The sequence below is a fragment of the Cetobacterium somerae genome (assembly GCF_022430525.1).
Taxonomy (GTDB): domain Bacteria; phylum Fusobacteriota; class Fusobacteriia; order Fusobacteriales; family Fusobacteriaceae; genus Cetobacterium_A.
The window spans coordinates 168882-192376 of sequence record NZ_CP092519.1 but is presented as its reverse complement, the minus strand read 5'-3'; the positions used below and the strand labels follow the sequence as shown (position 1 = coordinate 192376).

Sequence of the window (23495 nt, the reverse complement as noted above, 5' to 3'; positions counted from 1 at the left end):
ACTACTCCTTTATTAGATTCATTAGATATTCACCATAATGTGATTTTAACAATGGTTTTGCTAACTCCTCTATCTTCTCTTTAGATACCCATCCATTTTTATAAGCAATCTCTTCTAAACAAGCTACCATTACTCCTTGTCTACTTTGAATTGTTTTTACAAAATTAGATGCTTCTAAAAGACCATCATGAGTTCCTGTATCAAGCCAAGCCATTCCTCTTCCTAAGCTTAACACATTTAAAGTCCCTTCATTTAAATACATTTCATTTAATGTTGTTATCTCTAGCTCTCCTCTATGAGATGGCTTAACAGCTTTAGCTTTTTCTACAACAGTATTGTCATAAAAATATAATCCTGGAATTGCAAAGTTAGATTTTGGTTTCTCTGGTTTCTCCTCTAAAGATATAGCTTTACCAGTTTCATCAAACTCTACTACACCAAAAGATTTAGGATTATTTACATAGTAACCAAATATTGTAGCTCCTATTTCTCTTTTAGCAGCTTCTTTAACTATTCCTGTAAGTCCATGACCGTAGAACATATTATCTCCAAGAACTAATGCACACGAATCATTTCCTATAAAATTTTCTCCTATTATAAATGCTTCTGCAAGACCATTTGGATGTTCCTGAATAGCATATTCTATTTTAAGTCCTAAATCACTTCCATTACCTAGTAACTCCTCAAAAGTTCCAATATCCCTAGGAGTAGATATAACTAAAATATCTTTAATTCCTGCTAACATTAAAACAGATAGAGGATAATAAATTAGTGGCTTGTCATAAATCGGTGTTATTTGCTTACTAATTGCTTTTGTTACGGGATACAGTCTTGTTCCAGATCCTCCTGCTAGTATTATTCCTTTCATTTTCAACTCCTTAAAACTTTATTTTTAAATAATCTAACTCTATCAACTCTTCAAATTTTATAGATTTTGCATTCGATTTTTTTTTTAGTTCATTTATTATATGAGTATCCTCTAATACTCCATCTCTTTCTAATAAAATCATTTTTGTTTTATTACAAATACACTCTGCAATAGTTACCCATCCAGCTTTTGTTATAACAAACTCTGATGCTCCTATATAACTTTGAGTATCTAATATATCTAACTGTAATTTTACAACTACTCCATCTCTATTTTCTACATCTATTCCACTTGTTGTAAAAACTGTTCCTTTAAAATTTCTTATGGTTATTTTTTCAAGTTGAGCTGATTTACCACAAGATATGAAAATAGAATGTCCATATTTTTCTTTTATCTCTTGAATTTTTTTATTATCTATTTTTCTACAAATAAAATCCATTTTTATTATTCTAGGATTCATGTATGAAAAATTTAATGGATAAATATATAAATTATCTACTAATCTATCTAACTTTAAATATTTATATTGTTGATACCAAGTAAAATTACTTATTAAATTTACTTTTTTATTCGCTTTTTTAATAACTAAAACTCCAATTGGAGATATATCACAAAAATATTGCTTATTTTATAGTTTTTCAAAAAATTTATTTCTTCTTTTATTAAAATATTCCAAGATTTTATAAGTTTTTTTAACTTGTACTCTAACTTTTCCTTATCCACTTCTAAACTATTAATTTTATTTATTAAACCAATATCTGTTAGAATTTCTCTCAAAACAATTCTATCTAAAAACTCTTTTAAATAAAGTTTTGTAAAATTTATCTGACTTTCTCCACAAATAATTATACACTTATAAGTTTTATTTGATTCTAACTTTTTTTCTATTTGAGCAATGTACCCTGTGACATGACTAAATCCCATGACAAGATACATACCATACTTCACATATTAAACTCCTCTATTTTTTAACTCATTATATTTATTAGCAATTTTTTTAATATCCTGAGCACTATCTTTATGAGATATCAAAATATTTTCTCCATTTTTTACTCCTAATAATGACACTGTACAATCTTTACAAATAACAATATTATTATTTGCATCATGAATTATAGTTTTAGTATCTCTAATTCTATTTCCTGCTTCATCTGGTGAAAAAATTTCTGTTAAAGCTGTATAGCTTCCTATATCATTCCATCCAATAGAAACTGGTATAACTTTTATATTTTTAGAATACTCCATTATTCCAAAATCTATTGAAATTTTTTCAAATTCATTAAAATAATCTTTTACAGAACTGCTTAACTCTAACCCTATCTTTTTTTTGAAATCTCTTCTCTTATTTTATTAAAAATTTCCATATGTTCTGGCATAAGAACCTCAAAATTCTTAAAAATTGTATCTGTTGTAAAAATAAACATTCCTGAATTCCATAAATATTTTCCAGACATTACATATTGCTCTGCTGTTTCTTTATTCGGTTTTTCACGAAATCTTCTAACTCTATATATTTCATCTAAAAGTAACACTTCATTATTATTAACTTCAATATAACCATAACCAGTTTCTGGTTTATCTGGTTTTATTCCTAAAGTTACAATAGTTGAATTCTCTCTAGCTTCCTCTGCTCCTTTTAAAATAATTTGTCTAAAATTTTCATCATTTTTTATAAGATGATCTGAAGCTAGTACAACTACCTCTATCTTTTCATTTAAATTTTTAAATTTTTCTTCTATTATCAAAGAAGTATAACCTATTGCTGCTTCTGTATCTTTAAAAGAAGGCTCAATTATTATATTTTCTTCAGGTATATCTGGTAATTCTTTTTTTATTTCTTCTGCCTGTAAAATATTTGTTGCTATAAAAACTTTATCTGCTGATATTATTGGTAAAACTCGATTAACAGTCTCTCTTATCATAGATTCATCAGAAAAAAGAGACAATAATTGTTTTGGTTTTGTTGGAGTTGATAGTGGCTAAAATCTCTCCCCACTTCCTCCTGCCATTATAAGTGCTGTTAACATATTTTCTCCTATTAGTTTTCTTTAACTTATTAACTTTAATAAAATATTTTTAATTAGAATTATATTTTTTCCATTATTAATTACTTTTTTATTTTTTTATATATTTTATAGGCTATTTTTAAAGGTTTTTTAAAAAATATACAACTTTTTATAAATACTATATCTCTTTTACCATATCTAACCTTTTTTAAAATCTCCACCTCTTCTAAATTAAGTTCACTATTCAAACTCATTGATAATAAGTGACTTTTTGGATGCTCTTTTGTTAAGATTTTAAGAAATTCATCTTTTATTTTTTCATCTAAAATTTCTGAACTTAATTTCAAATATCCTAAATAATCTAAATAAAATCTTTGTTTTATATTTACTAAAAATGTATCATTACCTCCTCTTGAGCCTACTATTGATTTTTTCAAATATTTTTGACTTCCATTATTTAATAAAATTTTTAACAATAAATATGCATGTGAATACGCTGTTCCTGTATAATTTTCATCATATACAACATCCTTCCACTTTTCTTTCTTTACAATTATTGATGATAAATAACTATACATAGCTCCTATTGAATAAGAATTTTTCAAATAAAATATCGTATCTTCCTTATTAGAAAATTTAAACTTATAATCATCTATATTTTCATTTAACCAATATCTTTTTTTTATAAAATTAAAATTAAAATCATACTCATTTCTATTTCCTATAAAAATATCAATTTCTTTATCAGCATTTAGTTCTTTTAATATATACGAGATACTATCTTTTTCAACTTTATCATCACTTCCCATTAACCAACAATATTCTGAAGTTGCAATCTCAACACATTTTAAATAATTCAAATCTGGACCAATATTTTCAAAATTTTTATAATAAATTATTTCGATACCTTTATTTTGAAAACTTTCAACCATTATTTCTGTTTGATCATTTGAGGCATTGTCAGAAATACATATTTGAATTCTATCTCTATCTTCAGATGAAACAATAGAAAAAATACTTTCTAATAACTCTTTTAAAAGATTTTCTCTATTGTAAGTAGGTATGCAAATCCCTAATTTTTTCACTTTTTTCTCCTCATTTCTACTATTCTTATTATATTTTTATCTTTTAAAATAAACATTAATGATACATATATAGCTATCCCTATAAATATTTTTATAAATAATAACAAAGGAATTAGTTCTATCTTTATATTTAAATATTTTAAAGCTATATACATAGTTATACTTGCCAATAAACTTTTTTTTGTCTTTCCCATTATTGAAAACATATTAAACCACTTTCTCATAAAAAAACAAGTTAATCCAGTTCCTATTAATTCTGAAAATAATGTGGCTATTGCAGCTCCAATACCCGAATATTTAGGTATTAAATACATATTTAATATTAAGTTTGTTATTGCTCCTGCTATTGGAGATATAGATACTAACATTTCTTTTCCTAAAGGAATCATTAATTGTATTCCTAGTACATTCCCTATTGGTATAATTAATAATATTACTGATAATATTGAGATTATACTTGAAACTCCTAAATATTCACTTCCAAAAAACCATTTTATAAACTCTTGATTTATTGATAACAAACCAAAAATTAATGGAAAAGATATTGTTATAACAAATTCTAAAGCATTTCCTATATTTAATTTTATTTCATCATACCTCTTATTAGAAACTAAGCTTGAAATTTTAGGTAACATTACAGTGCTTAGCGTACCACTTATGACTAATCCTAGTCTAACTATTTGCTGAGCTATATCATAATAACCTGCTTGGATATATTGTCCATAATACCCTAACATAACTTTATCTAGATATAAATAAATTTGTACCGCTATTTGTAATATAAATAATTTTAAATTTCTTTTTAAATGATAAACTAATCTTTTTAAGTTAATTTCATAAATAGAAAAATCTACTTTTTCTAAAATATAAGTGTACATTGTAACTTGTCCAAATATATTTCCCAATATAGTTATATATATATATTTATTTAAATCATTTTTATGTCTTACAAAAATTAGTATTAATATTAATGTTAATAACTTAAAAATTATATTTCTGATACTTATTTTTTTAAAATCTTCGATACCTTGAAAAAACCATGTTATATCCAATAGGTTTGTCAAAAAACTTAAAGAATATATATATAAATAATTTTTTAGATTTACAGGTTGATATCTTATAAAAATTAAAAAGAATATAAACGCAAATAAGGTCGAGAATATTTTTACTAAATATAAATCTATTATAGTTATATTTAATTTTTTTTTATCATCTTTTATATAAGATATTTCTCTGGTTCCATACAAATTTATTCCTAACATTGACATCAATAAAAAATATTGAGTTATTGAGTTTGTATAAGAATTTATTCCTAAATTCTCTTTTCCTAATACTCTAGCAATATAAGGTAACAAAATAAATGGTACTATTATATTTATTAAATTGTAAATTGATGTATATATAAAATTTTTTTTTAAATTACTCATTTATTCTTTCTACCCATTTATACATTGATAATAAACCATTTTTTTTATCTACTTTAGGCTCCCATCCAAAATCTCTTTTGGCCTTAGATATATCTGCAACAAATACTTTTTGATCTGACTCTCTCCAAGGGAGTTCTTCATAATCCATTTTTATATCTAATTCATTTTCTAACTCTTTGAATAGCTCTAATAATGAATAACTATTAGACATTCCACCACCAATATTATAAACTTGACCTTTTGTTTTATCTATATTCTTTATAGCAAGTCTATAGCACTCCATTAAATCAGATGAAAAAAGTATATCTCTAACTTGTTTTCCAGTTCCAGAAATAGTAAACTTTTCTTTATTTAAATTATTTTTTATCTCATAAGCTTTTTGACAAAACCATCCAACCCATCCTTGATCTTTTGTTGCAAATTGTCTTCCCCCAAAAATAGATGAATGTCTAAAAACTATTGTTTTTAAACCAAATATTCTTGCGTAATCTAACATATATTGATCTGCTGCTCCTTTTGAACAACCATATGGAGAATGGAAATCTAAATGAGTCATCTCATCAAAACCATTTTCAAATCCTTCGGGTATATATCTTAACCCTTCCTCTTTAAAATTAATATACTCAAAATCTCCATATACCTTATTTGTAGAAGAGAAGCAAACAATTGTTTCTGGAGAATACTTTCTTACACTCTCCAACACATTTATTACCCCTTTTGTATTTACTTCAAAATCAAAATAAGGATTTTCTATTGATGTTGTCATTGCTACCTGTCCAGCAAAATGGAAAATTACATCTGGTTTTTCTTCTTGAATAACTTTTTCTATTTCATATATATTTCTAATATCACCTTTTATAAATTTAAAGTTTTTATTTAATTCATTTAACCATTCTAAGTTTTTTTCTGAACCAAATCTATAAAGATTATCAAATACTATTACTTCGTCTCCTTTATTTAAATAGTATTCTGCCATATTACTTCCTAAAAAACCACATCCACCATTTATTAAATATTTCATTTATTTTCTCCCTTTATATAATCTAATAATTGCTCTTTTAATCCTTTTAATTCAAAAGAGTTATCTAATTTTTTTATCTTATCTATATTTAATCTAAAATCCATCATTTCATTTTCTCTATATGGAAATGCTCCAAACTCAATATCCGAGTTTGAACTTAGCTTCTCTTTTAAAAAATTTATTATCTCTTTTAAACTTAAACTTTCTCCAGATCCTAGATTAAATATTTCTCCTACAGAATTTTTATAATTTTTCAAAAGTATTTCAATTTCTTTTGAAAAATTTCTTGCTTCTATAAAGTCTCTTTTTTGTTCTCCCGGACTCGTTTTTACTGGTAAATTATTTTTTAATTGATTAATTATATATGGAACAAATTTTTCCTGTCCTTGATATTTTCCAAATAAATTTGACGGCCTTACTATACAGATAGGATAATTATAATTTTTATTTAACATTATAGCTGTATTAGTAGTCATTAATTTTACTATGGCATAGGGAGAACTTGGAATCTCTTTATCTTTTTCATCAAATGGAGATTCTATATTTCCATATTCTTCTCCTGAACCAAACTGTATATTTAACTTTAAATTTGATAATTTTTTAGTACTTTCATATATTTTTAATAAAATATCTAAGTTACTTTTTATCATATTATTAAATAGAGCTAAATCTCGATCAGCTGTTACTATTGATATTAAGTTTATTATGTAATCTGGTTTTTCTATTTTCATTATAGAATTTAATTCTTCTTGATTTGAAAAATCATAAATATAACTTTTTATCTTATTATTTATCAAAAAAGATTCATCTTTGATTCTATCTACAATAACTATATTGTAATTATCTTTTAAATATTCACATAAATTTTTACCTATAAATCCAAATCCACCAAATAAAACTATTTTTTCCATTATTTTTCTCCGTAATTACAAAATTTTTCTATTTGCTCTAAACACAAATCATATACATTTTCATTTTTATATCTTTTGTACCATTCTGTTGTAAGTTCAATACTATTTTCTATTGTTAAAGTTGGTTTCCAATCTAATTCAAATCTCGCTTTTGTTATATCTAATAATAAAAGATTAGCTTCATGAAGAGCGTTAGGATTAGAGCAATCTTTTAATTCTCCACTTCCATAAAATTTAGTTACCATTGCTGCAACATCCCATACAGGAACTATTGCATCTAAAGTAGGTCCAAAATTATATCCCTCACAATACTCACCTGGATTTTCTAACATTTTTTGCCCAAGAAGCAGATATCCGCTTAAAGGTTCTAATACATGTTCCCAAGGTCTAACTGCTTTTGGCATTCTTATATCAATAACCCTATTTTCTTCAAGAGCTCTTATACAGTCTGGAATAATTCTGTCCTTAGCCCAATCTCCTCCTCCAATTACATTTCCAGCTCTTACAGAAGCAATACTTTTTCCATGTTTTTCATAATCTTTTGGATTGAAAAATGATCTTCTCCAAGAGTTTATAGCTATCTCTGCTGCTCCTTTAGATGAAGAGTATGGATCATATCCACCCATAGGTTCGTTTTCTCTATACCCCCAGATTTGCTCTTTGTTTTCATAACATTTATCTGTTGTTATAAATATTCCTACTTTTGTTTCCATAGTTTTTCTAATCTCTTCCATTACATTAATAGTTCCCATTACATTCACTTCATATGTTTCAACAGGAATATCATAAGATAGCCTAACAAGAGGTTGAGCTGCTAAATGAAACACTATCTCTGGCTTATATTTTGAAAAAACTTCTGCTAATTTTTCTTTATCTCTTAAGTCCCCTCTTATATCAATAATTTTATCTGATAAATTAGAAAGTACAAAATTATCTTTATCTGTATAAGGATCTAAAGAGTAACCTATAACTTCTGCTCCTAACTCTTTTAACCATATTGCTAACCAAGACCCTTTAAAACCAGTATGTCCTGTTACTAATACTTTTTTTCCTTTATAAATATTATTAAAATTTTTTATCATCTTTTCTCTCCTTTAAAAATATAGGGTAGCTTTCGCTACCCTTCTACCATTTTTTCCAAGGTGCTTTCCCTGAATCCCACATTGCATTTAATTCTGTATTATCTCTTAATGTATCCATTGGCTTCCAAAATCCAGTATGCTTATATGAATGCATTTTTCCATCTTTTGCTAAATTTTCAAGAGGAGCTTTTTCAAATATTGTACTATCTCCCTCTGTTATATATGAAAATACTTCTGGTTCACATATAAAGTATCCTGCATTTATCCACATTCCATCACCTGCAGGTTTTTCAGTAAAAGCATTTACTGATCCAGCATCATCTATTTCTAGAGCTCCAAATTTTCCATTTGGCTTATATGCGGTAACTGTTAATGCTTTACCATTTTTTTTATGCTCTTCTATTGACGCTGTTATATCTATATCTGATACTCCATCACCATAAGTTAATAAAAATGGTTCATCACCTATATATTTTTGTATTCTCTTTATTCTTCCACCAGTCATAGTATGAAGACCTGTATCTACTAAAGTTACTTTCCACGGTTCAGCCTTACACTCATGAACTTCTATAGTATTATTTGCTAAATCCACTGTCACATCAGAATTGTGCATAAAGTAATTTGCAAACCACTCTTTTATAACATAAGCTTTATATCCACAGCAAATAACAAATTCATTTATTCCATGTAGTGAATAAGTTTTCATTATATGCCATAAAATTGGTTTTCCTCCAATTTCTACCATTGGCTTTGGTATTAAATTTGTAGCTTCGCTAAGTCTTGTTCCAAATCCACCTGCTAAAATAACTGCTTTCATCTCTTCCCCCTATCCTAAAACATACTCTCTTACTTTTTCTATCATAAAGTCTAACATTTCATTACTCATTCCTGGATATACACCAATCCAAATTGTATTATTCATTATAAAATCTGTATTTTTTAAATCTCCTACAGTTCTAAATCCTTCTCTTGAAGCTCTCATTTCATCAAAAGCTGGGTGCTTTATCAGATTTCCTGCAAATAGATTTCTTGTTTGAATTTTATTAGCTTCTAAATACTTTGCTAATTCAACTCTAGATTTTCCTGAATTTTCTTTAACAGAAATTAAGAATCCAAACCAACTTGGATTGCTTTCTTTTTCTTTTTCTGGAAGTACGATCTTATCACTTAAATCTTTTAATCCGTTATATAATCTTTCCCAGTTATTTCTTCTAGCTTCAACAATTGCAGGAAGTTTTTCAAGTTGAGCACATCCTATTGCTGCTTGCATATCTGTAACTTTTAAATTATATCCAAAGTGTGAGTATACATATTTGTGGTCATAACCTAGAGGTAATTCTCCAAATTGCTTTGTAAATCTATATTTACAAGTATCATCTTTTCCACTATCACACCAGCAATCTCTTCCCCAATCTCTGAAAGAATTAACTAGTCTAGCTAATTTAGAATTATTAGTATATACAGCTCCTCCTTCTCCCATAGTCATATGATGAGGTGGGTAGAAACTTGATGTTCCTAAATCTCCAATAGTTCCTGTTTTTTTCCATTCTCCATCTATAAAGTACTCTGAACCTAAAGCATCACAGTTATCTTCTATTAACCATAGATTATTTCTATCACAAAACTCTCTTACAGCTTTTAAATTAAAAGGATTTCCTAAAGTGTGTGCTACCATAACTGCTTTAGTTTTTTCTGATAAAGCTGCTTCTAATTGAGTTACATCTATATTATATGAAGGAATCTCTACATCTACAAATACAGGGATTGCTCCATATTGAATAATAGGAGTTACTGTAGTTGGGAATCCTGCTGCTACAGTTATTACTTCATCTCCTCTATTTATTCTTCTATCACCTAAAGATGGAGATGTTAATGCCATAAATGCTAAAAGATTGGCTGATGATCCTGAATTTACTAATGAACAATATTTTGTTCCTAAATACTCTGCTAATCCCTTTTCAAATTTTTTAGCCCAAGGTCCAGTCGTTAACCAGAAATCAAGTGATGAATCTATTAAATTTACCATCTCTTTTTCATCAAAAAATCTTCCTCCATAATTTACATATGTCTCTCCTGGAGTAAATTCTTTTTTTCCTCCAAATTTTAATTCATATAATTCTTTAGTTTTTTCTAATATTTCTTGTTTTAATAAATTTAGTTTATCCACTTATCTCTCCTTTTTTAATTGGTTGTACTTATGAACAATTTTTTTAATATCTTGTGCACTATCTTTATGACATATTAAGATATTATCTCCATTTTTTACAATTATCAAATTTTTTACACCTAATAAAGATACTATAGAATCATTACATACAACAATATTATTACTTGCTTCATGAATTATAGTCTTTGTATCTCTAATTATATTTTCTGAATCATCTGGTTCAAAAATTTCTGGAAGAGCTGCAAAGCTACCGATATCATTCCATCCTATTGATACAGGTATAACTTTTATATTCTTTGAATACTCCATTATACCAAAATCTATTGAAATTTTTTCAAACTCATCAAAATATTTTTTTACTGAATTGCTCAACTCTATTCCGCTTTTATCTTTAGATATTTCTATTCTAATCTTCTTAAAAATATCCATATGTTCTGGCATAAGAACTTCAAAATTTTTAAAAATTGTTGAAGTTGTAAAAATAAACATTCCTGAGTTCCACAAATATTTTCCTGAAGCTACATATTCTTCTGCTGTTTCTCTATTTGGTTTTTCACGAAATCTTCTAACTTTGTATATTTCATTTAAACACAATACTTCATTATTATTTACTTCAATATATCCATACCCTGTTTCTGGTTTATCTGGTTTTATTCCCAGAGTTACTATCGTTGAATTTTCTCTTGCCTCTTTTGCTCCCTTTAAAATAACATCTCTAAATTTACTATCATTTTTTATAAGATGATCCGAAGCTAAAACTACAACTTCTATCTTTTCATTTAAATTTTTAAATTTTTCTTCTATTATTAACGTTGTATAACCTATTGCTGCTGCTGTATCTTTAAATGCTGGTTCTATTACAATATTTTCTTCTGGTATATCGGGCAATTCTTTTTTTATCTCTTCTACTTGCAATATATTAGTTGCTATAAAAATTTTATCTGATTCTATTATTGGTAAAATTCTATCTACGGTCTCTCTTATCATTGATTTATTTGAAAAAAGAGATAGCAATTGCTTTGGTTTTTCCGGAGTTGATAGTGGCCAAAATCTCTCTCCACTTCCTCCCGCCATTATAAGTCCTACTAACATCTTTTATTTCTCCTCATTGAATAATTTTATGTTTAATTTATAATTATAATTATCTGCTGAAATTTCGCTATTTTGTTGTTTTGTAAGTACACCTTTTAATACATAAAAACCTAGCATTATTATCAAAATTAAAAATGAAACTATTTTCTTAAAGTTTATTTTTGATGACATAATAACATTTGGTAAAAAAATTATAATTAATATAGTAAAATATTCTGTTAATCTTCCTAATACTGCCGAATAAAGCATGCAAAATGGATATAATAATACTCCTATTTTGAACAAATTATATAGTTCGTCTTTTTCATTTTTCATTTTTTCTTTTTTATAAATTACTATTAGATATATTAATAAATTTAATATTACTAATTTCAATTGTGATATTGCTCCAAAATCTGCATACAAATAATAATTATATCTCCCACCCAAAATTTTTATAATATGTTTAAATCCTAAATTTATTATTATTAAAAAAATAGGTGTAAATAAAAAATAATAATTTTTTACTCTTATTTTTCTGAGCATTACAAAAGGTATTGTAAATATAATGCTGATATGAAAAAAAATACCTATTAATAAAATACAATACCCTTTTAATAGTTGATTTTTTTTTACTATATATATCAAAGAATATAAAAAACATCCTATTGCCAGAGATTGTCTTACTGTCGATGTTTGAGTTATAAAACCTCTCGCATCTAAAAAATAAACTAAAAAACTTAAATAATAATATTTCGAAAATTCCTGTATAAATTTACTTAAGCAAAAAATAAAAATTATAGTTGTTATTAAAAAAAACATTTGCTTATTTAATTTAAAATAGTTAATTCCTTCAAATATTAACAAACTTAGTATTTCAACAGTTTTTTTATCCCAACTTTTCCCATCCATCATCAATATATAATTATCATAATCCCAGCCTATTTTATATCTGAATCCAATTAAAAAATCTATTGTTAATAGATATAAAAAACTAAACATTCTTTTTACATCTTTTTTTAACTTAAAACTCCATTCTAAGAAAAACATTAAGGTTGTTGTCACTAATATCAATATCCAAATTATCATTATTATTCCTTACTTTTACTTTCTTCTGTTAACATTAATTTTTTAAATTTTTTAATTACACTTTTCCAATTAAATTTTTCTAAAAAAGCATTATATTCTTGTGAATCAAAGATAGTATTTTTTTTGTACAATAACGTTTTATAAGCCTGCACTGAATCTTCTTTTTTTTCTATTATTTCACAAAGAACTTTAATTTCATTAAAATCATAACTCTTTACATTTGGATATGTTAAAACTTTTACCTCATTTCCTAAACATGCTAAAAAACTCCCTCTTCTAAACGTTACTCCATCTGGAAAAGGTAAATAGGCTACCTTTGATTTTGAAATTTCTTTTGCCACAGAAACATCATCCATATCTACTTTTAATTCTACATCATATCTTTTGCATATTTTTACTATCTCATTAAAATAATTTAAATTTTCTTTTTGTTTCCTTCCGACTAATAAAATTTTTCCATCAAATTTCTCTTCTCTTAATTTTTTAACTAAATAGAAAAAATCTTCTAATCCTTTATTAGGCATAATTATCCCAAAATTTAAAAGATCATAAATTTTCTTATTCTCAGCCTTTTCACATATAAATTCTATATTACTTGCAATATTTATTATTGAGCTCCTCTTTTCTAAAAATTTAAATTTTTTCAATGCATAAATTCTTTCGTCCTGTGTTGTAAATATTATATGAGCCTTTGATAAAAAAAATATAGAACTTGCCAATCTAGCTTTAAATTTTCTTTGAGAAAATTCATGTAAATTTATATACATATTCTTTGAAAAAAAAAGGCTTAAAATTTGAGGTAGTATACTCCATCCATATCCTAACGTCGGATATTGTAATAATTTTATTGTATTTTTGTGCTTATTTAAATATTTAAAAGTATTATAACTTTCTTTTAAATTAAATTTACCTATTTTCAAAACTTCAATATTTATTTTTTTATCTTTTTTTAATTCTTCTACTATTTTCTGAGTATAATCTCCTACTCCACAAGGATCTGGAGGATATGATCCTGTAATTATTATAATTTTATCCATTCCTACTCCTATTCTTTAATTTTATTAAAAATTTTAACCATATCTCTTTTAGTAATTTCCCATGTATATTTTTCTAGCTCTTTTTTCACTTCTAAAATATTATTTTCTAAATTTTTTGAAGTTTCTAATAGTTTTATTAATTCAGCTTCCTCCAGCGGATTAAAAAAATATACAGCTTTTTCTGAAAATTCTCCTAAAGAACCTTTATTTGAAGAAAAAACTTTTGCTCCTTTACTTAAAGCCTCCAAAATCGGTAATCCAAATCCTTCATATAATGATGGGAAAATAAATGCTTCGCAATTTTTATACAACCAATTCAACTCATTATCTTCCATATAACCTAATGTTAAAATATCTGGATTATTAATCTTTATTTTATTATTGGTTCCAACAAGTACTAATTTTTCTTCTGTTTTTGCCTTTAAAAAACATGATAATAAAAACTCTAGATTTTTATGTGGTCTAGAATTTCCCACATATAAAAAATACGATTTATTTATTAGATTCGTTACACTTTTTTCTTTTAAAGATATTTTATTTGTTCCTTCAATAATAACTTCTGATTCTTTTTTAAAGTATTTTTTCAAATCTTTTTGAGTTGTTTTTGAAACAGATATAATTATATCTGAATTATTTAGAGAATTTGACACTATAAAATTGAAATATTTTTTTCCAATAAAATTTTTTAATAAATTTTTTCCAAAAAAACTCTCTACTTCTAAATACATTAAATCATGAACTGTTGTTATGTACTTCTTTGTTCTATCTTTCTTTAAACTATTAGAATAAAAAAAACTATGGTATATACTAGCATCTATTTTTTCTAAAAATTTATGAAATCTAACAAAATCTTTTATACGAAATGGATTTAAATTAGTTTCTATATTTTTAAATTCTTTTTTATTCTTTAACTTATTATTTATAATAACTAATACATTATCATATCCATAATACTCTTGATAAATCTTTATTAGTTCTCTCGAATACTTAGAAATACCTGTTTCAAAATCTGAAATTAATCTACCATCTAATACAATTTTCAATTATATCCATCCCCATTTATTAAAATATTTTATTGCCGCTTTTAAATGTATTTTTGCCATTTTTTTATTTTTAAATGATTCTTTTGCATGAGCATGAACAATTTCTACTTTCGGATAAAATACTGTCCTATATTTTTCATGAATTCTTCTACTCAAATCAAAATCCTCCATATACATAAAATACTGTTCGTCAAATATACCGACAGTATTAAAAACTTCATTCCTTATAAACATAAAACATCCTGATAATATTGGAACATCAATTATTTTATTATAACCTGTTTCTCTCATTTCATACTTATAGTTATTTTTTTCTATTACCGATTTAAATGGACAAAATTTTCTTAAAAATAGATCCTTTGGCGTTGGTATTCTCTTACACAAATACTGTATATCACCATTTGGATATTTGACCATAGGCATTATATTTCCTATATCTTTATTTTTTTCCATATAAGAAAATAGCTCTTCTAAAATACCTTTATTAAAATAAATATCAGGATTTAAAATAAGGTGATACTTAGATTTTCCTATTATATTTTTTAATATTTGATTGTGTCCCCAACCGTATCCACCATTTTTATTATTAAAAATATAAGAGACTCTTGAATCATCAATATTTTTTATATATTTTTCTAATTCATTATTTGGTGAATTATCTGATATATATAAATGAACATTTAATTTTGTATTTAAAAAACTTTCAATTGCTTTTTTTAATTCATCTAACTTTGTATTGTATGTCACAATACTTGAGGTAATATCGTACAATTTACATCCCCTTTCCAAACAGCACTACTTTTACTGTTTTAAATAATATTATTATATCCATTGCTATATTTTGATATTTTATATAATAGATATCATACTCTAACTTTTTCTTTGCATCGTCAATACTTGCTCCATAGGGATACATAACTTGTGCCCAACCAGTAAGTCCAGGTTTTACTGCATAACGAAGTTTATACATATTAATTTTCTTTTCATAATCTCTTCCAAGTTCATCCCACTCAGGTCTAGGTCCTACAAAACTCATATCTCCATTTAAAACGTTCCAAATTTGAGGTAATTCATCTAATCTAGTTTTTCTTATAAATTTTCCTATTGTTGTTATTCTCTCATCCTTTTCTGAAGCGTATTTAGAATGTTCATTTGGATTATGTATTCTCATAGATCTAAATTTAACTATTTGAAATACTTCTCCACCTAACCCAATTCTATTTTGTTTAAAAAAAGCTGGATTAGAAAAAAAATTTTTAGGATTATCTAACTTTACTAAAAAATATGTCAATATCATAAATGGTAATCCTAACATAAAAACAACTAAAGCCATAGCTATATCCATAAATCTTTTTAGCCTTTTATCCAAAGTAGATGTTAAAACATCAAATCCTTTTGATTCTAAAAACCATTTTTTCGATATTTTCTCTACATCTATTTTCCCCTCTACATTTTGTAAAAAAATATCAGAGTCTAAAACTTTCATTCCAGATAGTTTTAATTTAAAGATTTCATCAATTAATTGCTCTTCCAACTCTTTTATATAGATTATCTCTGTAATGCCATAAACTTTTATAATATCTTCTATATCCTTTATTTTTCCAAGAGCATTACTATTTTTATCACTCACAAATCCTATATAACTATATTCCAAATTATCTATAATACCTTTTTTTACTCTTCGTTCCTCTGTTTCATCTCCTAGTATTAATACTCTTATATTATTTTTATACAATTTACCCAAAACATATCTAATTAAATTCTGTAATCCTGTATATATTAAAAAATAAAAAATTATTTCAAAATCTTTATGGAATATTAATAGTATAAAAAATATTGAACTGTTCAAAGACATTGAAATTAAAAACTCTTTAACAGAATATCTTTCTCTTAACGTAAATATTCCAAATACATAATAAGAAAGTATAAGCATAAAAAATAATCCATATATTGATGTATTTATACTTAGCTTCATAACTCTTACAATCCATTCATATAGTAAAAAAAGTGCTAATGTGTAGGGTATCCTTCCCCTTGCATTCTGATTGTGTTTCATTTGCAATTCAACTCCTACTTTTTATATCTTTTTTTATATCCATTTATAAACTCTTTTAAAAACACTATCATTACTCCTAAAAATACTCCCATTATAATTCCAACTACTAAAATAAGTTTAGCTTTACTTTGTCCCTTTAAAAAATATATATCTGTAGTTTCCTTAATAATATCTGCTTTATCATTTAAAGAATCAAGTCTAATCAACTCGTTAACATATGTATTGTAATACTTCTCTTGCTCATTTTTTCTTAGATTTAATTCTGGATATTTAGAAGCTATATAATTCATCTTTTCTTCTGGCTTTAAGGCTATTAAATCGTTATCTTTTTTAAAAATATCTAAAATTTCATTTTGAATATTTTCAATTTCTATTTTAGTTTTTTCTAAAGAATCGCCTTTTAACTCCTTCTCTTTTGCTATAACATCTGCTAAATTGTCTTGTTCCCTTAAAATATCTATATATTTATTTATAATATCTCTGCTACTACTTTCATTCACTATTATCTCAGTCTTTATAGATATCTCTTCATTGTTTTTTTCATTTTTAGATATAGTTATTAACTCTTGTAAAAATTTTCTTTCTGACGCCATATTTTGCATCTTTTCTGGTGTATTTTCTAGATACTCTTTTTTTATAGATTCTATTTCTAAGAGTTTTTCAATATTTTTATCTTGAAGTAATACAGTATCTACATTTATTTTATTTACACCCTTTAACCCATAGGTATCTTGTTGTATAAGAATACTCTTTATTAAATAATTTGGTGTTTTACTACGTACATAAAGTGCAGTTCCTAGAGATAAAAGTGTACAAAGTACTGTTGTTATAACTATACTCCACTTATGCCTCACTAGTATTTCAATCAATTCATAAAGATCAATCTCATCATCATATTGCTTTTGTTCCATCACTTTTAACTCCTTGCTCATGCTATCCCCCTACATATTTTTTATTCATGCTATTATATCACTTTTTTAATGTGAAAAAAAGTTAAAGTTGTGTATATATTTATATTTTCTTTCGCCAATAAAACAAGGTCTAGAAAATTTCTAGACCTTTAAATTTAATTTATATTTATTTGTGAGTGAGATGTGACTTGGGGGATAGTCATTCTCTCTACTTTGCTACCTATACTTCTTAAAACAAGGGTATTATTTCCTGTTACTAAAACTCCAATAAGCGTTAATACAGTATAGATTATTTTTATAGTTTTTATCATAGGCCTATGCCTCTGGAGCAGTTTCCACAAAGTAATTAAAAGCCATTAATTCAGCTTTTTGAACATCTATTCTATCCAATGAATTTTGTCCTGTTCTTATCTCTTTTTCAATAGCATCTCTCCACTCTGAAAAAGATCCATATGGATTATTAGCTGGTAATGGTTCCCCATCAGTTTGCATCTGCTCAATTTTAGAAAGTGTTGCCTTGTCATCTGCTAACTCCTTTAAATAACTAACCTCTCTTTCAATACTCTTTTGAGTTTTAATTATAACTCCTTGTATTACTGCTTTTGCTCCTCCAACTGTCATACTCATGCTTACCTCCTTCAATTTTTATTTTTCCTGCTATCTCGAGATGTTTTAATGATAACATAAAAAAAATAAAAAAAATGTGTTTTGACTACTTTATGTTCCGTTTATTTTTTGACTACTTTATATACAAAATGTTTTAAAAGTATTATAAAACATCCGAATAAATGCTATTATTTTATTGTGGTCATTTTATAAAAAATTTAAGGGGGACAAAATTATGACAGCTTTTGAAAGAATTGAAAAATTTGAGGATCATTTCGGCATATCACAATTAATGAGTATCTTAAAAATATCTGATTCTAGTGTAAGACGATTAATTAAGAAAAACACTTTTAACTTTTATCTTACAAGTGATATCTACTACTTTAAAAAAGACCAAATCAAATTTTTTTTAGAGCAGGAGGCACTATGAATAAAAATGAAAAAAACATATTTAATCCTATTTTCTTTTGTGATTTTCTAAAACAACATAAGTACCTTTTTATTAAAAATTTAACTAAAGATCAATTTAAATCTATTTTTGATAAACTTCTTCTTGAAAACTTCGGTGAACTTCAAACTAAGCATATTATTCTAGAAACACTTTTGATTAAAGAACGTACTTTTGAAGAAAAAATTGAAAATAATAAAATTTTTTTGAGACATATTGGAAAAACAAAAATGTATTATATTCCTGAAATCTCTGAAATTATTTGTAAAACATATTATCTAAAATATTTAGGAGGAGCTTATGGATTTTATAATAAAAAATAACCATAAAAGCAACTACACTATAATTTATAATAAATTTATACAAGATAAAAATCTGAATTTAGAGTTACTAGGGCTAGGATGTCGTCTTCTTAATAAACCATCTAATTGGGTTATAAACATCAATCAACTGTCATATGAAATGAACATTAGCAAAGATAAGTTACTAAGACTTATAAATAATCTGATTGAACTTGGATATATGTATCGCCATAAAAAAGAGATTGCCTTTGTCCGCAAAGGTGAACTTAAAAATATATATTACTTTTCTGACGACAAGGAACTTCTAAATAAAACTACCGAACCTTTTAGAAGCGTTGATACTACCCCGCAACTACACTTGTCCACTTTTCCCACTGTGGATTCTCCTAGTATGGATACTGCACCACTGGATATTCCAGTGGCGGTAACTCCTAACATGGAAGATACGTCACATAATAATACTAATATTTATAAAGATATTATTGAAAAAGAAGATATACACAAAAAAAATACTGTACTAACTAATAATCTTTCTATAAGAACCTATTTAAAAGAGATTTTAGATGATTTTACAATTGTAAATCTTCTTAACGCTAAACCTGATTTGACAATAGACGAGTTTAAAATTTTGTATGAAAAAGCCACTATTGAGTTTAAAAATGGTTATTGCACCAATATCAACAGTTGTATTGTAAAAGCTGCTAGTGGTAAATGGAATTTTAGACCCACTCTTTTAAATAGCTCTGATAATAGCGAAACTAGAACTAACAGAGTTTTAAAAGGAAAAGTAAACTACTATATTGATTACTTCTCCATTGGTAGTTGCTCTAAAGATGAGATCCTTGGAAAATTCTTAAATGAATGCCAAAAATATGATGAGTATTTAGTTAAACTCCATTATAATGAATTAAAAAAAAAGCTAGAATCTTAATCGATTCTAGCTTCTCACCATTTCATTTGCCATTAATTTTTCTATATTAGAAAAATTTTCTATATTTTTTTCTATCCATTCGATCTCTTTATTCCACCATTTAAATTCTTCTAAAAATTGAATTTGTTTATCTGTAAATCTTTTTCTTAATACTTTCCCTGGAACTCCTACAACTATTGAATAAGCTTCAATATCTCTTGTTATAACACTTCCACATCCTATTACAACTCCATCTCCTATTTTAATTCCACCTAATATAAGGACATTATCTCCTATCCATACATCATTTCCTATTACTATAGATGTATTATTATCTATCTTTAGCAAATCATCAAACTTTATATGCTTTTGAAAATTTAAACCTTCTCTTTTAAAAGTTGTGCTGTAGCAAAATGGATGAGTTGAAACATAATCTTTTGTAGGATGATTTCCTGAAATTATTTTAATATTATTTCCTAGGGAGCAAAATTTTCCTACTTTAGCTGCATTTAACATACAATTTTTTCCTATATAGCTTCCATAGCCTATTTTAATTTTTCTTATACTTGAGTTCATTCCGACTCTATTAGCACCTTCAAAACTTGCCTTTTTAAAGTTTACTTTTTTTTCTAAAAATACTTTTTTTCCCTTAAGTTTATATTTTTGTAAAATCTCTCTAATCATAATTATTACCTTCACTTAACTTTTCTAAAATCTCTTTTAAGAAGCCTTCACAACTATATTTCTCTCTAATTTTTTCTGGTAACTCTTCATATTCCTTCTCAAAAAATTCTATTGGTATCTTATCTAAATCATCAATACTTGAAATTATATAAACATTATTTTCACTATAAAAATCATATTCTTTAATGTTTGAATTATCTGTTATTAATTTTGTTTTTCCTAAAATACTTTCCATTGATCTTAAAGTTAAACCATTTTGATCTTTATAATTTATTTCTAAAATACATTTTGATTTTCGTACTTCTAATAAATTTTCTAAGTATCCTATTTTTTCTCTAATAACTATTTTCTCATCTAAACTAGTATTTAACTTTTTTTCTAATTCTTTATCTATATAAAGTTTTAAATTATATTTCAAGTTATTTTTTTCAAGAAATTTTTTTAATTTTACTAATTTTTTATATCTTTTTTCCTCTCTTAAAGCACCTAAGTAATATAAATCATACTCTTTTTTTTCATAACTCTTCAAATTTGTAATATAGAAACTTTCTCTAAAAATATATCCATATTCCTTACAGTCTTCTTTGTCAAAAGAAAAGATATAATCGAATTCTTCTAAGTTAAATTTTTTCGGTAAATACTTTACCTTATCCCATAAAAATAATACTGTCTTTATTGTTGGGTTTTTCTTTTTAAGTTTTTTCATAAAATCAATTGAAAACTCACCTGTTCCTACAGCTAAGAAATAGTCATAATTCTCTATATTCTTCAAAATTTTATTTATATACTTTATTTGTTTTTTTAAAAAGAATTTTTTGAAAATTTTTATACCTTGTAACTCTCTTAATATTTTGAAACTTTTACTTCTTTCCTCTTTTTTAGGAAATCCTCCTCCTATAAATGTAACCTCTTTAAATATTTTTTTTAATTCATTTTTTAACTCTTCTCTATATCCTTCAATTGGATCAATATAATATAAAATTTTACTTTTTTTAAATTTTTTCATTAAATACTCCATTTTTTTTGCAACTTATGTATAAGATAACTCCAATTAAATAAATATGTCTTTTAATAAATTCTCCCCAAGCTCCTTCTGTTAACCCCGTCACATAGTATACAAGAATCATCGATGTCGCAGCTAAAGATATCCAATATAGCTCACCTTTTTTAGAAAATTTTCTAGTTTGAATAAACGACTTATATAATATAAATATCCAAAATCCCAATAAAGCAAAAAATAACACTCCCATGTTCACTAAGTTTTCAAAATACATATTGTGTGCATTTCCTGCCGTTGCTATTACTTTTACCATAGGTCTATCCCACTCATCAAACTTAGAATATAAATCATTCTTTTCAAAATAATCTAAGTAATATTTAGGACCATTATCCTTCCCTACACCAAATACAGTATTATTTCTATATATATCCAACGATGCTTCCCACATAAAAAGTCTGGTTTTAGGTGATAAATTTTTTACATCAGTTATACTTTGAAATCTTTTAACATAGGGATTATCCTTAATTACATTAAAACTAAATCCTATTAATATTAAAACCATTATCGAACTCATTAATAATTGTTTTTTAGTCAAAGATATTGATAAATATATTAAAAATCCAGCAATTAATGCTAACCAGGCCCCTCTTGTTTGTCCTAAAATTATACAAAATAAATTTAGTAAATAAGTTGGGATTAAATATATTAATCGGTTATTTTTTCTATTTTTTACCTCTATAATTATTAAGGATAAAATAATAAAAGATAATCCTACTAATGCATGAGCACTATCCATAATAGTTGTAAAACTTTCATATCTTAAAGTAAAATTATAATTATTTTTTCTATAAAAATTTATTCCATTTAAACAATTTATTAGTACTGATATACTTATCATATACATAAATCGCTTTAATTCTTTTGTCGTTTTTAAAAATATTGGAGCAATAAACATTGGTAAAAATCTATATAATTGTTTTATTGTGACTCTAGCAGAATATAATCCCCCTGGTGATAATAAATCAAAAATTGGTATAAACAAAAGTATAATTAAAAATATTTTATACTCTATTTCAATTTCTTTTATCTTTAAATCTTTAACAAAACAAATTGCTGAAAGAGTCATTAAAGCTAAACCTATATTTACTCCACCTTTTGATATTATTAAAGATATCCCATATAAATATACACCTGCTAATCCTAAGGAGTGTATTTGTCTTTTCAATCTTTCCATATTATACCCCTTTTTATAATCTTCGCAGGATTTCCAGCTATTATTATATTCTCTTCATCATAGGATTTAGTAACAACAGAATTTATTCCAATAACACTTCCTTTTAATATATTTACCCCTTTAAGTATTGTAACACCATCAGCGACCCATACATTATCCTCTATTTTAATGCTACGAGATTCATTAATTTTTTCTCCATTCTTATAGATATCATGTCCATCAAAAGTCATAATGTTTATATTTCTTGAAAACATACACTCTTTTCCTATAACTATATTTTTTTCTTTTCCTTTTATTGAAAGATAAGTTTTTTCTCCAAGAATACTTTTATTCCCAATTTCTAAAAAACTATTTTCACCTCTTATCTCTATAATAACACCATTTAAATTAGCATCTTTTTTTATTATTAATTTATTATTCTTTCCTCTTATTTTTATTTTGCATCCTCTTATTTTTACACTCTTATCTATTTCAATATAATTTTCTTTATCCAATGTTACTTTATTTCGCAATTTAAATAATAATTTATTCATATTT

27 protein-coding genes are annotated in these 23495 nt (G+C 25.5%); 2 read left to right on the top strand and 25 right to left on the bottom strand.

What is annotated here, in order from left to right; genetic code table 11:
- Position 1: 1 nt before the first annotated feature.
- From rfbA to MKD34_RS00765, 21 genes are all read right to left on the bottom strand, one after another.
- Complete coding sequence (gene rfbA / locus MKD34_RS00865; protein WP_240219270.1) at positions 2–868, bottom strand: glucose-1-phosphate thymidylyltransferase RfbA; 867 nt, start codon at positions 866–868, stop codon at positions 2–4.
- A 10-nt stretch (positions 869–878) separates the two neighbouring features.
- Positions 879–1307 (bottom strand): hypothetical protein, encoded by a 429-nt coding sequence (locus MKD34_RS00860; protein WP_240219269.1) that lies wholly within the window; start codon positions 1305–1307, stop codon positions 879–881.
- A 146-nt stretch (positions 1308–1453) separates the two neighbouring features.
- The gene (locus MKD34_RS00855) at positions 1454–1816 is read right to left on the bottom strand and encodes a hypothetical protein (protein WP_240219268.1); all 363 of its coding nucleotides are present in this window, start codon (positions 1814–1816) and stop codon (positions 1454–1456) included.
- A gap of 3 nt (positions 1817–1819) precedes the next feature.
- Positions 1820–2113, bottom strand: coding sequence for a hypothetical protein (locus MKD34_RS00850; protein ID WP_240219267.1), 294 nt, complete (start codon positions 2111–2113; stop codon positions 1820–1822).
- Between the two features lie 71 nt (positions 2114–2184).
- Positions 2185–2790, bottom strand: coding sequence for a sugar phosphate nucleotidyltransferase (locus MKD34_RS00845; RefSeq protein ID WP_240219266.1), 606 nt, complete (start codon positions 2788–2790; stop codon positions 2185–2187).
- Positions 2791–2975: 185 nt separating this feature from the next.
- A complete protein-coding gene (locus MKD34_RS00840) occupies positions 2976–3959 on the bottom strand; it encodes a glycosyltransferase family 2 protein (RefSeq protein WP_240219265.1) in 984 nt (327 codons plus the stop codon).
- Positions 3956–5386, bottom strand: a complete 1431-nt coding sequence (locus MKD34_RS00835) for a flippase (RefSeq protein ID WP_240219264.1) — start codon at positions 5384–5386, stop codon at positions 3956–3958. The genes MKD34_RS00840 and MKD34_RS00835 overlap by 4 nt, the downstream gene beginning before the upstream one ends.
- Entirely contained in the window at positions 5379–6407 is a 1029-nt protein-coding gene (locus tag MKD34_RS00830; RefSeq protein WP_240219263.1) for a GDP-mannose 4,6-dehydratase, read from the bottom strand. Before MKD34_RS00830 ends, MKD34_RS00835 begins: the two co-directional genes overlap by 8 nt.
- On the bottom strand, positions 6404–7318 hold the full coding sequence (locus MKD34_RS00825; RefSeq protein ID WP_240219262.1) for an NAD-dependent epimerase/dehydratase family protein: 915 nt from the start codon (positions 7316–7318) through the stop codon (positions 6404–6406). The genes MKD34_RS00830 and MKD34_RS00825 overlap by 4 nt, the downstream gene beginning before the upstream one ends.
- A complete protein-coding gene (gene rfbG / locus MKD34_RS00820) occupies positions 7318–8400 on the bottom strand; it encodes a CDP-glucose 4,6-dehydratase (protein ID WP_240219261.1) in 1083 nt (360 codons plus the stop codon). Before rfbG ends, MKD34_RS00825 begins: the two co-directional genes overlap by 1 nt.
- A gap of 43 nt (positions 8401–8443) precedes the next feature.
- On the bottom strand, positions 8444–9217 hold the full coding sequence (rfbF, locus tag MKD34_RS00815; protein WP_240219260.1) for a glucose-1-phosphate cytidylyltransferase: 774 nt from the start codon (positions 9215–9217) through the stop codon (positions 8444–8446).
- Between the two features lie 9 nt (positions 9218–9226).
- Complete coding sequence (gene rfbH, locus MKD34_RS00810) at positions 9227–10567, bottom strand: lipopolysaccharide biosynthesis protein RfbH (RefSeq protein ID WP_240219259.1); 1341 nt, start codon at positions 10565–10567, stop codon at positions 9227–9229.
- A complete protein-coding gene (locus tag MKD34_RS00805) occupies positions 10568–11659 on the bottom strand; it encodes a mannose-1-phosphate guanylyltransferase (RefSeq protein WP_240219258.1) in 1092 nt (363 codons plus the stop codon).
- Between the two features lie 3 nt (positions 11660–11662).
- Complete coding sequence (locus MKD34_RS00800) at positions 11663–12727, bottom strand: EpsG family protein (RefSeq protein ID WP_240219257.1); 1065 nt, start codon at positions 12725–12727, stop codon at positions 11663–11665.
- Positions 12728–12729: 2 nt separating this feature from the next.
- Positions 12730–13764, bottom strand: a complete 1035-nt coding sequence (locus tag MKD34_RS00795) for a glycosyltransferase family protein (protein ID WP_240219256.1) — start codon at positions 13762–13764, stop codon at positions 12730–12732.
- Positions 13765–13772: 8 nt separating this feature from the next.
- Positions 13773–14807, bottom strand: a complete 1035-nt coding sequence (locus MKD34_RS00790) for a glycosyltransferase family 4 protein (RefSeq protein WP_240219255.1) — start codon at positions 14805–14807, stop codon at positions 13773–13775.
- Complete coding sequence (locus MKD34_RS00785; protein ID WP_240219254.1) at positions 14808–15578, bottom strand: glycosyltransferase family 2 protein; 771 nt, start codon at positions 15576–15578, stop codon at positions 14808–14810.
- Position 15579: 1 nt separating this feature from the next.
- Positions 15580–16863: an exopolysaccharide biosynthesis polyprenyl glycosylphosphotransferase gene (locus MKD34_RS00780; protein ID WP_240219253.1), complete on the bottom strand. Its 1284-nt coding sequence runs from the start codon at positions 16861–16863 to the stop codon at positions 15580–15582.
- A 14-nt stretch (positions 16864–16877) separates the two neighbouring features.
- Positions 16878–17795 (bottom strand): Wzz/FepE/Etk N-terminal domain-containing protein, encoded by a 918-nt coding sequence (locus MKD34_RS00775; protein WP_240219252.1) that lies wholly within the window; start codon positions 17793–17795, stop codon positions 16878–16880.
- Between the two features lie 134 nt (positions 17796–17929).
- Positions 17930–18085, bottom strand: coding sequence for a hypothetical protein (locus MKD34_RS00770; RefSeq protein WP_240219251.1), 156 nt, complete (start codon positions 18083–18085; stop codon positions 17930–17932).
- 4 nt (positions 18086–18089) lie between these two features.
- Positions 18090–18401 (bottom strand): hypothetical protein, encoded by a 312-nt coding sequence (locus MKD34_RS00765; RefSeq protein WP_240219250.1) that lies wholly within the window; start codon positions 18399–18401, stop codon positions 18090–18092.
- A gap of 405 nt (positions 18402–18806) precedes the next feature.
- On the opposite strand from MKD34_RS00765, the gene MKD34_RS00760 reads away from it, so the two are divergent.
- Together MKD34_RS00760 and MKD34_RS00755 are read left to right on the top strand one after the other, a co-directional pair.
- Positions 18807–19151, top strand: coding sequence for a hypothetical protein (locus MKD34_RS00760; RefSeq protein ID WP_240219249.1), 345 nt, complete (start codon positions 18807–18809; stop codon positions 19149–19151).
- A complete protein-coding gene (locus MKD34_RS00755) occupies positions 19129–20061 on the top strand; it encodes a hypothetical protein (protein WP_240219248.1) in 933 nt (310 codons plus the stop codon). The genes MKD34_RS00760 and MKD34_RS00755 overlap by 23 nt, the downstream gene beginning before the upstream one ends.
- Positions 20062–20067: 6 nt before the next feature.
- Here MKD34_RS00755 and MKD34_RS00750 read toward each other — a convergent pair whose 3' ends face one another.
- The 4 genes from MKD34_RS00750 to MKD34_RS00735 are packed head-to-tail and all read right to left on the bottom strand — an operon-like array spanning position 20068 to position 23491.
- Positions 20068–20724, bottom strand: coding sequence for a CatB-related O-acetyltransferase (locus MKD34_RS00750; protein ID WP_240219247.1), 657 nt, complete (start codon positions 20722–20724; stop codon positions 20068–20070).
- Positions 20717–21730 (bottom strand): hypothetical protein, encoded by a 1014-nt coding sequence (locus MKD34_RS00745; protein WP_240219246.1) that lies wholly within the window; start codon positions 21728–21730, stop codon positions 20717–20719. Before MKD34_RS00745 ends, MKD34_RS00750 begins: the two co-directional genes overlap by 8 nt.
- Positions 21717–22958, bottom strand: coding sequence for an O-antigen ligase family protein (locus MKD34_RS00740; protein ID WP_240219245.1), 1242 nt, complete (start codon positions 22956–22958; stop codon positions 21717–21719). The genes MKD34_RS00745 and MKD34_RS00740 overlap by 14 nt, the downstream gene beginning before the upstream one ends.
- Complete coding sequence (locus tag MKD34_RS00735; RefSeq protein WP_240219244.1) at positions 22946–23491, bottom strand: acyltransferase; 546 nt, start codon at positions 23489–23491, stop codon at positions 22946–22948. The genes MKD34_RS00740 and MKD34_RS00735 overlap by 13 nt, the downstream gene beginning before the upstream one ends.
- Between the last annotated feature and the right edge of the window lie 4 nt (positions 23492–23495).